Raw genomic sequence first — 13,548 nt, forward strand, 5'->3', positions numbered from 1 at the left:
CCACCGCGGCAACTACCCCACGTTCATGCGCCATTTACAGAACTTCCTGCACACAATCACCACACCGCGTGAGCCAGCCAACGGAAACCCCGACGAGGATAAGTAGCTCCACGTAACCTGATCAGCCGGGATTCGCAACCCGTTCGACGGATCGACAGGACTCGATAAGTGCGTGGAGAATTGGCCCGGTGGCCAGAAATCTCCGAGGTTCGCACACGAGGTCGGCACAAGTGGATTATCGCTTCTTGACGATCGGTGCGACGCTTGCCGTGACCCTGTCCGTGGTAGGCGGGTGTCAGGAGGGATTCACCACCGGACCTGGCAATGGGCGCTGCTCGATCCGTCCTGACCTGGTGCACGCTTCGCGTGGCAAGCAGGGAGAGATGGGCGGCAAGGCGACCATGAAGTGCGACGTGGCCGTGACCGACGCTCTGCTGGAAGTGCGGCTGGAGCAGAAACGTGGCTCATCGTGGGCCTTGATTGCCGACAACACGAAATTAGCTGGCAAGTTCAGCCCATTCATCGGCGCATTGGCCGCGGGCCAGGGAGACACCCGACAAGCGTTCGTGGCATGTGCGGCGGGAACGTACCGCATAGCGGCCCGCGGAAGCGCCGCACTGGACGGTGTGCCAAGCAAGTCGAGCGCGTGGGAGTATGGTCCCACCAGCACCGACCCGTGCGCGAAGGGCTCACAATGAGCGAGCATGACTGGCTGCCGAAGCCGTTCCACGACGACACAGGGTTCCCCTTGCCGCTTCGACATCTTCGCGTTGAGGTCGAACGGCGCGGAGGCGTGATTTCCGGGAGTGGCATGATATGGCGACTCACGCACCCTGATCCGAGCTTGCCGGATATCTTGATCGACATCGACGATGAGGGAAACGTGCTTGTCGATGCCGGACACGAAGTCGGCATGGACGTGTTCAACGACGAGGCATGGCGGACCGGCCCCGACGAACGCCCTTGGACTCACTTGGAAGACGTACTACTCGGTTTTCTGGAAGGCGGATTCACCCAGATCGTGCGGCGCGACAATAACGGCCGTGTCACCCACCATCTGATGCATCTCAAAGGCTCCCATGTGAGCGAGGCAGGTGGCACGGCCACACCGGTGGACGAATCATGGACAACGGAGACGGTGAGCTACCCGGCCTGGCCGCCGGGGGAGGGCGATGAATGACTCATTCAGTGCGCCACACGCACTGAATGAGTCATTCATCGCAGTTCACGACACCCCGGCGCCATGGACGGCGACCCACTGCTCCATGGCGTACTCGACCATGGTGATCAGGGTCTGCTTCACCGAGTCCCGGTCGCGGGCGTCGCAGACCACGATCGGGATCTCCGGGCCGATCGCCAGCGCGTCGCGGACCTCTTCGATGCCGTGGTGGCGTACGCCGTCGAAGCAGTTCAGGCCGACGATGTAGGGCAGGCGGCGGTCTTCGAAGAAGTCGATCGGGGAGAACGAGTCGGACAGGCGCCGGGTGTCGGCCAGGACCACCGCGCCGATGGCGCCGCGGACGAGGTCGTCCCACATGAACCAGAAGCGCTGCTGGCCGGGCGTGCCGAACAGGTAGAGGACCAGGTCGGATTCCAGGGAGACCCGGCCGAAGTCCATGGCCACGGTGGTCGTGGTCTTGTTCGGGGTGGCGCCGAGGTCGTCGATGCCGGCGCTGGCCTCGGTCATCACCGCCTCGGTGGTCAGCGGCATGATCTCGGAGACGGAGCCGACGAACGTGGTCTTGCCCGCCCCGAACCCGCCGCCCACAACGATTTTGACCGAGGTCAGCGTCGGGACGACCGGCGCCTCGGGTTCTCTATAGCCGACGGAGTCCACTCAAAACCCTTTCCATCAACAGAAGATGTGCCTTGTTGGCACCACCGGTCGCGGTCCGGTGCACGACCACCAACCCCAGGTCGGCCATGTCCCCGAGGAGCACCTTGGCCACGCCGAGCGGGACGCCGAGCAGCGTCGCCACCTCGGCCACCGAGCGTGGCTCCCGGCACAGCGCGGCGACCGCGCGATGCTCGGAGCGCGTCACCGACTCGGTGTCGTCACCGTGCTCCGTGGTGGTGACCATGGCCTCGATCCGCAGCTCCACCGAGGACCGGGTGCGGCCGCGGGTCCACGAGTACGGGCGCACGATGGACGCGTCCGCGGAGAACCCCGGGTCCGCCGCGAGCAGACCGGCGTACGGCAGCACGTCCACCGGAGACCGTTCGGGCGGCGCCGGCGCCGGCGCCGGTGGATCCGGATCGGCGTCCGCGGCGGGCCAGGCGCGGTCGCGCCGCCGGCCCACGCCGAGCACGAGCCCGTTCACCACGTCGGCGAACGTCTCGTCGCTCATACCGGCTGGCCCACCATGCGCCCGGCCGCGCCCTGCAACTGGGCGCGCAGCTCCGGGGTGAGGATCTGCCCGACGCGGTCCACCAGCAGGGTCATCTCGTAGGCCACCTGGCCGATGTCGCAGACCGGCGCGGCCAGCACGGCCAGGCACGACCCGTCGCTGATGGCCATCAGCAGCATGATGCCCCGCTCCATCTCGACGATGGTCTCCTTGACGCTTCCGGCCTCGAAGCAGCGGGCCGCGCCCTGGGTGAGGCTGACGCAGCCGGAGGCGACCGCGGCGAGCTGGTCCGCGCGGTCCAGCGGAAGCCGGGACGACGCGGTGAGCAGCAAGCCGTCGGCGGAGACCACCACGGCGTGCGCGACCCCCGGGACGCGCGCGGCGAAATCGTTGACCAGCCACCCGAACTGGCTGGGTTGAGCCTGCGAGGTCATTCACTCTCCTGTTCCTGCATGGGTTCCTGGGCGGTACCGGCGGCAAGGTCGTCACCGAGCACCCGGGCCCGCTCGGCCAGCTCGGCGAGGCTGCGGCGGCCCCGGTGCAGGCCGCGCTGGAAGTTGCCGAGCCGGCCGCGCAGCTCCACCGCCCGGTCCCCGGGCAGGTTGCCGCCGTCGCCGCCGACCGGTTGGGTCGGTCCGCGCGGGGCCCGCCGGGGCAGCCCGCCGCCCGGCACCGCCGGGTCCGCGGCGAACCGCCAGCCCGCACCGGACAGGTCGAGCGTCGGCGGCCCGCCCTCTGCCCCGGCGTCGTCGGCCACCAGACGCTCGTCCCGGGCCTTGGTGACGCCTTGCTGGTACTGGGAAAGCCGCTCGCGCAGCTCGTCGGCGTCCCGCCCGGACACGGCCGGATCCGGATCCGGGGTTTCGACACTGCCCGGCACCAGGTTCTGCCGGGGGTTGCGCCGGGGCAGCCCGCCGTCCGTGAACGTGTCCGGCTGGGACTCCGAAACCGCTTGCGCGGCAAGGAAACCGGCGTCCGCGGCGAACTGCCAGGGGTCCTGCGGGGTGGACTCCTCGCCGGCGGCCCGGTCGGTGATCGCCCGGAACCAGGCGGAGAGCATCTCGTCGAAGATCGGCGTGGTCTCCTCGAGCGACGCGTTCCCGCCGGCGCCGTCCCACCAGCCGCTGTCGTCGGGCAGGAACAGGCTCCCGGTGGACGGTGCCGGCGGGCCGGACATGGCCAGGTCGACCGGGCCGGCCGCGGTGTCCACGGGCTTGACGAACCGGCTCGAGCCGGGCGAACGGCGCGGCAACGGCGTGTGTTCCGCATCGGCCGCGCCGTCCGCCGGCCGGGCGGGCGACTCCGGTGGCCCCGCCGCGGCAGGAGGGCCGTCCGGGGCCTCCCGCTCCGCGGCCGCACCGGGCGGCTCCGCCGGCTCCTCCTCGCCCGCCAACCGCCGCGCGATGTCCTGGGGCGTCCGGCGCGGCAGCGGGCTCGGCCGCACCCCGTTGACCGCTCCGTTCACGGCGCCGTTGGCGTGCCCGTTGGTATCCGAACGCGCCGGTTCCGGGGCCGGCGCCGGGGCGGTGACCAGATCCGCCGGCAGCGTCACGGTGGCCCGCACACCGGGAATCGTCTTCCCGCCGTGCAACGAGACCTCGACGCCGTGCCGGCCGGCCAGCCGGCCCACCACGAACAGGCCCATCCGGCGGGAGGTGGACACGTCCACGATGCGCGCGTCGGCCAGCTTGGCGTTCGCCGCGGCCAGCTCGGACTCGCTCATGCCGATGCCCTCGTCCAGGATGGCGATGGTCACCGAGGCGTCGTCGAACGAGTGGCTGGCGATCGTGACCTGGGTGCCGGGAGCGGAGAACGCGGTCGCGTTGTCCAGCAGCTCGGCCACCAGGCGGACCAGGTCGCCCACCGCGTAGCCGACGATCAGCACGTCCGGTGGCGGGAGCAGCACCACCCGCTGGTACTGCTCGATCTCCGAGACGGCCGCGCGCAGCAGGTCGGAGAGCGTGGCCGGGCGCTGGTTGCGCCGGCCGGGCTCACTGCCGGAGAGCACCATGAGGTTCTCGTTGTTGCGCCGCATCCGGGTGGCCAGGTGGTCGAGCTGGAAGAGCGTGGCGAGCTGCTCGGGGTCCTCCTCGTCGCGCTCCAGCCGTTCCAGCAGCTGCAGCTGCCGCTGCACCAGGCCCTGGCTGCGGCGGGAGAGGTTGACGAACACGTCGCCGAACCGGGCGCGCAGGCCGGCCTGCTCGGTGGCGAGTTTGAGGGCCTGCCGGTGCACCGCGTCGAACGCCCGGGCGACCTGGCCCACCTCGTCGGCCGAACGCACCGGCACCGGCTCGACCACCGGTTCGGTCAGTCCGGAGCCGTCCCGGATCCGCTCGACGGCCTCCGGCAGGCCGTGCTCGGCGACGTCCAGAGCGGTGTGCCGCAACAGGTTCAGCGAGCGGAGCAGGTGGCGGCCGACCACGAACATCACGGCCGCGGCGACGACGAGGGCGACCAGCAGGAGCACCGAGGCGAGCCCGGCGCCGTCGCTGGCCTCGTCCTGCAACGCGCGCGAGCGGTCCCGCAGCTGGGCGCCGAGCCGGTCGGCCAGCGCGTCGGCGCGGGTCGCCACGTCCTCGGAGGTCGCCGCCCAGTCGGCCGCGTTGATCACCGGAGGCCCGCTCGAGAGCACCTCCCAGACCAGCTTCTCCCGGGCCTGCACGGCGGGCCCGGTCACCATCGCGGCGAAGTCCTGCCGCTGCGCGGTGTTCGCGTCCACTCCGAACTCGGCAACCCGGTCGGCCAGCCGGGCCTGCGACGCGCGCAGCGCCGCGAGCTGCTCGTCGGCCAGCCCTCCGCGGGTGAGCCCGACGCCGACCAGCGCCTGCTGGTAGCGGATCTCCTCGCGGACCATCTCCAGGTCGTGCACCGCGACCGCGGTCCCGGCCAGCAGCGGGTCGATGACCTCCGCCCCCGCCGACCGCTCGAAGCTGAGCAGGGAGCCGATGATCGCGGTGTAGCCGGCGAGCGCGCCCGGCGCGTCGACCCGGCCGGCGGCCAGCTCCTCGCGCAACCGGGCGAGCTCGCCGAGGCGGTCGCCCACCCGGGCGTAGCGGGCGGAGGTGACCTCGTTGTGGAGCGTGGCCCGGCGGGCGGCGCGGAGGAACGCCTCGCGAGCGGAGTCCGTGCTCCGCTGCTCGCCGGCCACGGCGGTGGCGGGGGGTGGCTGGGTGGCGGCGAGTGCGGCGGTGGTGAGCGTGCGTTCCCGCTGCAGGGCGTTGACCAGGGAGCGCAGCGCCTCGCCGGCGGTGATCAGGCGGTCCACCTGACGATACGCGTCGGCCCGCCGCACCTGGTCGCCGATCTGCATGGCGCCCAGCACGATCGCGAACACGACCGGGACCAGGGTGACCGCGGCCAGCTTCGCCGGAATGTTCCAGTCCCGCCAGTTCGACAGCAGCCTCAGCAATGAGGGTGCCGGCGCGGCTTCCTCGTTGAAATCGGACGGTATTTCCGCCCCTGAAACGCTGGGTCTAGCGGTCTCTGTCACGCGAAATCCTCCGCGGCGCGCATTGTTTGTTGCGTGATCGAGTTATCCGGGCAATGCCGCATCCCGTCCGAACGCGACTCTCCCCACAGCCGGCGCCCGTGGCGGCGAGAACCGAGCTTCGATCGTACCCAGCCCCCGTACCGATCATGAAAAGCATTAGCCGGGCCGGGCTGACCTGGGTCAATCGCCGGAAAAGCGGACGGGAAACGGTGCGGCGGGCCGGATGGGCCATCTTGAGATCATGATCGTTCTACTGTGAGTCTATTTGGTAACCCGCGCGGGGGATGCGTCTGACAGTCCAGGGCTGCCACATCCGGTGACCTCTCCTGGGCCATGCAACTTGCCTGACGCAAAGTTACGACAAATTCACTCCGACGTGTGAATGTCGTGCCCGGCCCCACGATTTCGCCGAATCCGTGACTACCATGGCCCGCACTGGACAGGCATAGTCCCCGATCCCTGTACCGAAATGAAGTGAAATGAAATGACCGACGTGGCTCAGTCCCCGGCAACCCGTTCATCCGCGCCGAGCGCAGCGGCCTTCGGCGGAATAACCGGGACACCCCCTGAAGTGCGGGAAATGGCCCGGCCGGACTTCTCGGCCATCCACGGCAGCGCGGAGTTCGCCGAGCTGCGGCGCCGGTTCCGCGCGTTCGTGTTCCCGGTGAGCGTGCTGTTCTTCGTCTGGTATCTCGGCTACGTGCTGCTCGCCGCGTACGCCCGCGGGTTCATGAGCCACCGGCTGGCCGGCGCGGTGAACGTGGGGCTCGTGCTGGGCCTGCTCCAGTTCGCGTCCACCATCGCGATCACCAACGCCTACCTGCGCTACGCCCGCTCCCGGCTCGACCCGCAGGTCGCCCTCATCAGGGCCAGAGCGGGGGTCAAGTGAGCATGGCCAGCCCGGTGGGCAGCCCCGCCCTCAACACCACGATCTTCGCCGCGTTCGTGGTGATCACCCTGTACGTGGTGTACCGGGTCGGCAACCGCAACTCCTCCACCAGCGACTACTACGCCGCGGGCGGCACGTTCACCGGCCCGCAGAACGGCATCGCGATCACCGGCGACTACCTGTCCGCCGCCTCGTTCCTCGGCATCGCCGGCGCCATCGCGGTGCACGGCTACGACGGCTTCCTCTACTCGATCGGCTTCCTGGTGGCCTGGCTGGTCGCCCTGCTGCTCGTCGCCGAGCTGGTCCGGAACACCGGCCGCTTCACCATGGGCGACGTGCTGGCCTACCGGATGCGGCAGCGGCCGGTGCGGGCCGCGGCGGCCACCTCGACGCTGGTCATCTCGTTCTTCTACATGCTGGCGCAGATGGCCGGCGCGGGCGGCGTGGTGGCGCTGCTGCTCGGCGTGCACGGCAAGGGCGGCCAGGCCGTCGTGATCACCGTCGTCGGACTGGTAATGATCTTCTACGTGCTGGTCGGCGGCATGCGCGGCACCACCTGGGTGCAGATCATCAAGGCCAGCATCCTGGTCACCTGCGCGGTGCTGATGACCGTGTTCCTGCTCGGCAAGTTCGGCTTCGACATCTCCGCCCTGCTCGACGAGGCGGCCGGCAACAACGCCAACGGCGACCGGCTGCTCGATCCGGGCGGGCAGTACGGCCGCACGCCGATCAGCAAGCTCGACTTCATTTCCCTGTCCCTGGCGCTGATCCTCGGCGCGGCCGGGCTGCCGCACGTGCTGATGCGCTTCTACACCGTGCCCAACGCCACCGAGGCGCGCCGCTCTGTGGTCTGGGCGGTGGCCGCGATGTCGATCTTCTACGCGGCCACGCTGGTCATCGGCTACGGCTCGGCCGCGCTCGTCGGCTCCGAGACGATCCTGGCCTCCGGCGGGCGGGAGAACTCCGCGGCGCCGCTGCTGGCCTACCAGATCGGCGGCCCGTTGCTGCTCGGCATCGTGGCCGCGGTGGCGTTCGCCACGATCCTGGCCGTGGTGGCCGGGCTGACCATCACCGCCTCCGCCTCGTTCGCGCACGACGTGTACGCCAGCATCTTCCGGCGCGGGCGCACCGACCCGGCCGACGAGGTGCGGGTGGCCCGGCGCACCGCGGTGATCATCGGCGGGCTGGCCATCGCCGGCGGCATCCTGGCCAACGGCCAGAACGTGGCGTTCCTGGTGGCCCTGGCGTTCGCGTTCGCCGCCTCGGCCAACCTGTCCACGCTGCTGTACTCGCTGTTCTGGAAGCGGTTCAGCACCAGCGGGACGCTGTGGGGCATGTACGGCGGGCTCGGCTCCTGCCTGGTGCTGGTGCTGCTCTCACCGGTGGTGTCCGGGGCGCCGACCTCGATCGTGCACAACGTGGACTTCCACCTGTTCCCGCTGTCCAACCCGGGCATCGTGTCGATCCCGGTCTCCTTCCTGTGCGGCTACCTCGGCACCGTGCTGAACCGCCGCGACCGGGCCGACCCCGCACGGGCGGCGGAGATGGAGGTGCGGTCCCTCACCGGCATCGGCGCCTAGGACTTCGAAACCGTGTTGGCCTCTCACGTCGCCGTGTTGGCGCACCACGGTGCTGTGTTGGCCGCTGGCGGCGGTGTAATGGCCGGTGACGACGACGGCGGACACCGCGGACGGCGACACCGAGGCACACCCGGCCAACACGGCCACGTCACCAGCCAACACAGCGACGCCACGGGCCAACATGGCAGCGCCAGAAGCCAACACGCCGGCTAACCACATACCCTGCGGACGTGGAGACTCCGTACCTGCTACTGGACCTCGACCGGGCGCGCGCGAACTACCTCGCGGTCCGCGCGGCTCTACCCGAGGCCACGGTGTACTACGCGGTCAAGGCCAACCCGGCGACCGAGATCATCCGCCTGCTGGCCGAGCTCGGCGCCGGGTTCGACGTGGCGAGCCCCGGCGAGGTCGAGCTGTGCCTCGCCCAGGGTGCGGCGCCCGAGCGGCTGTCCTACGGGAACACCATCAAGAAGGCCGACGACATCGCGCACGCGTACCGGTCGGGCGTGCGGCGGTTCAGCTTCGACACCGAGGACGACCTGGCGAGCATCGCCCGGCTCGCCCCCGGTTCGGTGGCGTCCTGCCGGTTCCTGGTCGACGCCCCGGCCTCGCGGACCCCGTTCGGGCGCAAGTTCGGCTGCGCGCCCGGGGACGCGGCGACCCTGCTGGAGCGGGCGGCCACCGCGGGTTTGCGGCCGGCGCTGTGCTTCCACGTCGGCTCGCAGCAACTGTCCCCGGATGCCTGGGCAGCCGGCATCGCACAGGCGGCGTCCATTGCGAACTCGTTGGCGCGGGGTGGAATTCGGCTCGAGTCGGTGAACCTCGGCGGCGGTTTCCCGGTCGGGTACCGGGATCCGGTGCCGTCGCTCGGTGAGTGCGCGGCGGCCATCCGAGCCGCGGTCTCGCGCCATTTCGGCCCCACCGCGCCGCCGCTGGCCGTGGAGCCGGGGCGGGTGATCGTGGCCACCGCCGGCACGATCCACGCCGAGGTCGTGTCGGCGGCGCGCCGCGAGCGGCGCTGGGTGTACCTGGATGTGGGGCGGTACAACGGGTTGGCCGAAACCGAGAACGAGTACATCGGCTACCGGCTGACCACCGAGCTTCCGTCCACTCCGGACGGCCCAGTGGTCGTGGCGGGTCCGACCTGCGACGGGGACGACGTGCTCTACCATCGCACGCCGTACCGCCTGCCGCTGGCGCTGCGGGCCGGCGACCGGGTGGAGATCCACGACGCCGGCGCGTACACGGCGAGCTACTCCTCCGTGGCGTTCAACGGAATCCCTCCGCTGCCAACGTACTTCGCCGGCGCCACGGTGGGTTCGTTCGCCGGGCGGCACGTTCTGGCGGAGCTGCACGGAGTCGACGCCGCCCTGCTCGACGACGTGGACTTCCTGAGCCAGAGCCTGGAACGCGCGCTCAAGGAGGCCGGCGCCACGGTCTGCGAGGTCGTCTCCAAGCGTTTCGAACCGCAGGGCGCCACCGTGCTCGCGCTCCTCGCCGAGTCGCACGCGTCCGTCCACACCTACCCGGAGCGCGGCTCGCTGTTCGTCGACGTGTTCACCTGCGGCCGGCGCGCCGACCCGGCCGAGGCCGTCCGCCTGCTCAGCGAGACCCTCGGCGCCACGTCCGTCCGGACTCAGACCGTCCACAGGGGACAGTCATGAACCGGATCGTCGAGCCCCTGGCGCCCGGCCTGTCCCGGGTCTGGGAGCTGTCCGACGTGCTCGTCGACCGGCACACCGCGTACCAGCACCTGGTGATCGCCCACACCACCCAGGGCGTCACGCTGTTCTGCGACGACGACCGGCAGAGCACCGAGGCCACCCAGCTCGTCTACCACGAGGCCCTGCTCGTCCCGGCCATGCTGCTCACCGAACGCCTGGACCGCGTCCTGATCATCGGCTCCAGCGAGGGCGTGCTCAGCCAGCTCGCCGTCGCGGCCGGCGCCTCGCACGTGGACCACGTGGACATCGACCGCGAAGCCGTCGAGCTCTGCGCCGCGCACCTCCCCTACGGCTACACCCCCACCGATCTCACCACCGGGGGTCCGATCCACGTCCGCTACCGCGACGGGCTCTCCTTCGCCGCCGAGACACCCGACCGCTACGACCTCGTGGTGATCGACCTCCCCGACGAGCACCCCGGCCCGGCCCAGCACAACCGTCTCTACGAAGCCGAGTTCCTCACCCGCTGCCGGGAGATCCTGACCCCCGGCGGCGTCGTCGCCACCCAGGCCGGCTGCCCCACCCTCTGGCGCAACCACACCCTTCGCCGGTCGTGGCAGCGCTTCCACCAGGTGTTCGGCACCGTCGCCTACTACGGCTCCGACGAACACGAGTGGGCGTTCCTCTTCGGACTCGCCGGCGAGCTCGACGACGCGGCCGGGCACCTGATCAAACGGTTGCCGGAACTGCCCTACCGCCCGGTGTCCCTCGACGCCGACGCCTTACGCGGCAACACCATCGCGCCCCACTCGGTGCGCGTGGATCATCCGACCGGCGGGTGAGCGTTGCGCAGCAGCTCCTGGAAGTGGGCCGGGAACCAGGTGCCGGCCGCCGGCGCATTCGGCAGGGCGCCGGAGGGGTCGGGCGAGGCGTCCGGCAGGCCGGTGTACGTCGGGTCGCACATCCGGTTGAACCGCTCGCCGGGCGTCGGCACGCTGGCGCCGTCGGACACGCCGGGCGGCTTCATCCACACGTAGGCGTCGATGCCCGGTGCCGGCGCGGCGGCCGGGCGCTCGCCGAGCCCGGAGCCGGTCTGGTTGCACCAGTTGATGACCCGGAGCCGGCCGTCGATGCGGCCACCCTCCACGTAGGTTTCCACGGTGGTCTCCGGCCCGGGGCCGGTCGGCCGGTCCGGACCGCCCCACCCGTTGCGCGAGGTGTCGATCAGCACGCCGGTGCCCGCGTCGAATCCGGCGGCGACCAGTTCCCGCCGGAATGTGTCCACATAGGACAGCTCGTCGACGAAGGGGTTCCAGTCCACCCATTTCGTCAGCAGGATCGGCGTTCCGTTGATGACGTCCTTGACGATGAACGTCTCGTCCAGCACCGAGAAGTTGGCCGTGTTGGCGATGAAGCCGTGCACGTTGGCCGGCGTGCTGCCGGCGGAGTTCGCGGCCTGGGCGTACAGCCGCGCGGCCGGCTGGCGGTTGGTTGTCCAGCCGAGCACGCCGTGGTGGCTGATGTCGAGATAGTTGTAGACAGTGGGAATCGCACCCAGCCGGGCCAGCGCGTACCCGACGCCGTCGAGGTAGGTGCCGGCCGCCTTGACCGTGTCACACGTCGGGGTGGCAAAGGCACGCGGGCTGACGCTGGTGATCATGAACGGCAGCGAGTTGTACTCGATGACCGCGACGATGCGCAGGCGCGCATAGGCCGGGTCGGCGAGGATCCGGGCGATGGGATCGACGAAGTCCCGCCGGTAGCGGGCCAGCTCGCCGGGCGCCAGCTCGCCGTTGGTCGACAGCCAGCCGCAGTCCCGGCCCGGCAGGTCGTAGAGGACGAGCTGGACCAGGTTGGCGCCCTGGCGGAGCGCCTCGTCGAGGTGACCGCGCAGGCCGCGCTTTCCGTTGGCACCGCCGATCGAGGCGATGCTGTCCAGCCACACGCCGGTCGGCTGCCCGGCGACGGCACCACCGCCCGGCTCACCGGCGGCGAGCGCGGACCACTCGGGGTTCACGTACACCCGGGCGCCGGCATAGGGGTTGTCGAGCCGCTGCGGTCCGGCAGCGGCATCGGCCGGAACGGCGGCCAGACCGGCCGCGAAAGTGAGCGCGGCCAGTACGGCCAGCGCGCGATGACAGGGGGACAACGGTGGCCTCCGAAGCAAAGCAGGGTGCCACCAGCCAAACAATGAACCGGTTAAGCGTCAAGCCGGGCTACATCCAGGGCCCGAGTTTGAGGTCCGTGGGAAGGTCGGCACGGCCGGTGAGCCAGGCGAGCAGGCGGCGGGTGTCGGTGGGGGTGAGGCGGCCGGAGAGGCGCTTCAGCGTGTGGGCGAGCTCCCAGTCGACGTACGCGTCGAGCCAGTCGGTGGGTTGGTAGCTGAGCTCGAGGTCGACATGGTGGACCTCGACCTCGCGGAGGCGGCGCAGCGGGCTGGCCGGAATGGGGAACTTGTCGCCGCCGAGGAAGTGCGGGTTGGGCCAGCCGGCTTCGGCGCAGCGCGCCCAGGTGGCCTCGAGGCGGCGGGCGGACTCCTCGACATCGGCCCGGAGCTCGGTGGCCGGGCGGCCGGCGCCCGCCTCGATGCCGGCGTCGCGTTCCGCCGAGCCACCGGCGTAGCGCGGCAGGTCCTCGCCGCGCAGAGCGCCTTCGAGACGGCGGGCGTGGCCGTCGGCGTTGCGGGCGAGGTGGGTGAGGATGTGCCCGACGGTCCAGCCGGGAAGGGCGCTGGCGCGGCGGGCGGTGTCGTCGTCAACGGTGGCGACCGTGGTGAGCAGGCGTTCGTGGGCGGCCCGGCAGGCGGCGACGGCGACGGCGGGGTCGACGTCCGTCATAGGGCCGTGCCCTGCTCGACCCGGTGGGTCACCCGGCGCTCGGCGACGAACGACAGGAACGGGACCATGGCGGCGAGCAGCACCAGGATCGTGCCGCGCACCGACCACCGGGCCTTGAGCGCGAGGTCGACGGTGGCCAGGAAGTACACGATGTACAGGAAGCCGTGCACCGGTCCGACGATCTTCGTGTACTGGTGCTGGTCGAAGCCGTAGGCCAGGATCATGGCCGCGCACAGGGCGAGCAGGCCGACGCCGACGACGTAGGCCATCACCCGGAACCGGCCGAGCGCGCCGCGGATGCCGGGGGCGGACACGGCCCGGGCGGGGTTCTCCTCGTCGGAGATGACCGGCCGTTCGGTCATCGGGTCTCCTGATCTCGGGCGTTGAGCTGCGCCAGGTACCGGTTGTACTCGGCCAGCACGGGGTCGACATCGTCATCCTGCCGGGCGACCGGCCGCGGCGGCGGCCCGACCCCCCGCTCCGGCTCCGCCGGCGGCGCCCCGGCATGCTGCTGCCGGAGCGTGCGCATCCGCCAGAACAGGAACGCGGGGAACAACCCGAACAGCGGCCACTGCAGCACATACCCCAGGTTCTGCCACGTCCCGCTGGCCGACTCGTACCGCTGCCACTGCCACCACGCCAGCCCCAGACACACCACCAGCGACAGCACCGACACCCCCACGATCGCCAACCGGCGAGGAGTGATCAGGCCACCACGCATACCCGACGCTAACACTCCA

Annotated in this window: 14 protein-coding genes and 1 pseudogene; 7 read left to right on the forward strand and 8 right to left on the reverse strand. The window is 70.8% G+C overall.

The features are described 5' to 3' along the window. The first annotated feature begins 230 nt into the window (after positions 1 to 230). Positions 231 to 698: a hypothetical protein gene (locus tag VGR06_RS26865; protein WP_327561917.1), complete on the forward strand. Its 468-nt coding sequence runs from the start codon at positions 231 to 233 to the stop codon at positions 696 to 698. After that, a complete protein-coding gene (locus VGR06_RS26870; protein ID WP_327561918.1) occupies positions 695 to 1,180 on the forward strand; it encodes a hypothetical protein in 486 nt (161 codons plus the stop codon). The genes VGR06_RS26865 and VGR06_RS26870 overlap by 4 nt, the downstream gene beginning before the upstream one ends. A gap of 45 nt (positions 1,181 to 1,225) precedes the next feature. On the opposite strand, the gene VGR06_RS26875 is transcribed toward VGR06_RS26870, so the two are convergent. From VGR06_RS26875 to VGR06_RS26890, 4 genes are read right to left on the reverse strand one after another with little or no spacing between them, the layout of a single operon-like run. After that, positions 1,226 to 1,837: a GTP-binding protein gene (locus tag VGR06_RS26875; RefSeq protein ID WP_327561919.1), complete on the reverse strand. Its 612-nt coding sequence runs from the start codon at positions 1,835 to 1,837 to the stop codon at positions 1,226 to 1,228. Next, positions 1,818 to 2,348 (reverse strand): DUF742 domain-containing protein, encoded by a 531-nt coding sequence (locus tag VGR06_RS26880; protein ID WP_327561920.1) that lies wholly within the window; start codon positions 2,346 to 2,348, stop codon positions 1,818 to 1,820. Before VGR06_RS26880 ends, VGR06_RS26875 begins: the two co-directional genes overlap by 20 nt. Continuing rightward, positions 2,345 to 2,782 carry a roadblock/LC7 domain-containing protein gene (locus tag VGR06_RS26885; protein WP_327561921.1) on the reverse strand — a complete coding sequence of 146 codons (438 nt, stop codon included), beginning with the start codon at positions 2,780 to 2,782 and terminating at the stop codon, positions 2,345 to 2,347. Before VGR06_RS26885 ends, VGR06_RS26880 begins: the two co-directional genes overlap by 4 nt. Continuing rightward, positions 2,779 to 5,838: a nitrate- and nitrite sensing domain-containing protein gene (locus tag VGR06_RS26890; protein WP_327561922.1), complete on the reverse strand. Its 3,060-nt coding sequence runs from the start codon at positions 5,836 to 5,838 to the stop codon at positions 2,779 to 2,781. Before VGR06_RS26890 ends, VGR06_RS26885 begins: the two co-directional genes overlap by 4 nt. Positions 5,839 to 6,418: 580 nt before the next feature. On the opposite strand from VGR06_RS26890, the gene VGR06_RS26895 reads away from it, so the two are divergent. The 5 genes and pseudogenes from VGR06_RS26895 to VGR06_RS26915 all read left to right on the forward strand — a co-directional run bounded on the left by VGR06_RS26895 (position 6,419) and on the right by VGR06_RS26915 (position 10,813). Beyond that, on the forward strand, positions 6,419 to 6,727 hold the full coding sequence (locus tag VGR06_RS26895; RefSeq protein WP_414637336.1) for a DUF485 domain-containing protein: 309 nt from the start codon (positions 6,419 to 6,421) through the stop codon (positions 6,725 to 6,727). 2 nt (positions 6,728 to 6,729) lie between these two features. Further along, a complete protein-coding gene (locus VGR06_RS26900) occupies positions 6,730 to 8,307 on the forward strand; it encodes a cation acetate symporter (RefSeq protein WP_327561924.1) in 1,578 nt (525 codons plus the stop codon). A 230-nt stretch (positions 8,308 to 8,537) separates the two neighbouring features. Next, positions 8,538 to 9,533 (forward strand): annotated as a pseudogene (locus VGR06_RS26905) (type III PLP-dependent enzyme); the annotation flags it as partial. A gap of 60 nt (positions 9,534 to 9,593) precedes the next feature. Further along, complete coding sequence (gene speD, locus VGR06_RS26910) at positions 9,594 to 9,971, forward strand: adenosylmethionine decarboxylase (protein WP_414637337.1); 378 nt, start codon at positions 9,594 to 9,596, stop codon at positions 9,969 to 9,971. Continuing rightward, positions 9,968 to 10,813, forward strand: a complete 846-nt coding sequence (locus tag VGR06_RS26915) for a spermidine synthase (RefSeq protein ID WP_327561925.1) — start codon at positions 9,968 to 9,970, stop codon at positions 10,811 to 10,813. The genes speD and VGR06_RS26915 overlap by 4 nt, the downstream gene beginning before the upstream one ends. Here the strand turns inward: VGR06_RS26915 and VGR06_RS26920 are convergent. The 4 genes from VGR06_RS26920 to VGR06_RS26935 form a co-directional block, all read right to left on the reverse strand. Further along, positions 10,795 to 12,120, reverse strand: a complete 1,326-nt coding sequence (locus tag VGR06_RS26920; RefSeq protein WP_327561926.1) for a glycoside hydrolase family 6 protein — start codon at positions 12,118 to 12,120, stop codon at positions 10,795 to 10,797. The genes VGR06_RS26915 and VGR06_RS26920 overlap by 19 nt on opposite strands. Before the next feature lie 67 nt (positions 12,121 to 12,187). Continuing rightward, a complete protein-coding gene (locus tag VGR06_RS26925; protein ID WP_327561927.1) occupies positions 12,188 to 12,808 on the reverse strand; it encodes a maleylpyruvate isomerase N-terminal domain-containing protein in 621 nt (206 codons plus the stop codon). Further along, complete coding sequence (locus VGR06_RS26930) at positions 12,805 to 13,170, reverse strand: DUF3817 domain-containing protein (RefSeq protein ID WP_327561928.1); 366 nt, start codon at positions 13,168 to 13,170, stop codon at positions 12,805 to 12,807. The genes VGR06_RS26925 and VGR06_RS26930 overlap by 4 nt, the downstream gene beginning before the upstream one ends. Further along, positions 13,167 to 13,529, reverse strand: coding sequence for a hypothetical protein (locus VGR06_RS26935; RefSeq protein ID WP_327561929.1), 363 nt, complete (start codon positions 13,527 to 13,529; stop codon positions 13,167 to 13,169). The genes VGR06_RS26930 and VGR06_RS26935 overlap by 4 nt, the downstream gene beginning before the upstream one ends. Between the last annotated feature and the right edge of the window lie 19 nt (positions 13,530 to 13,548).

Origin of the sequence: Actinophytocola sp. (assembly GCF_036002505.1) — a bacterium.
GTDB lineage: Bacteria > Actinomycetota > Actinomycetes > Mycobacteriales > Pseudonocardiaceae > DASYTH01.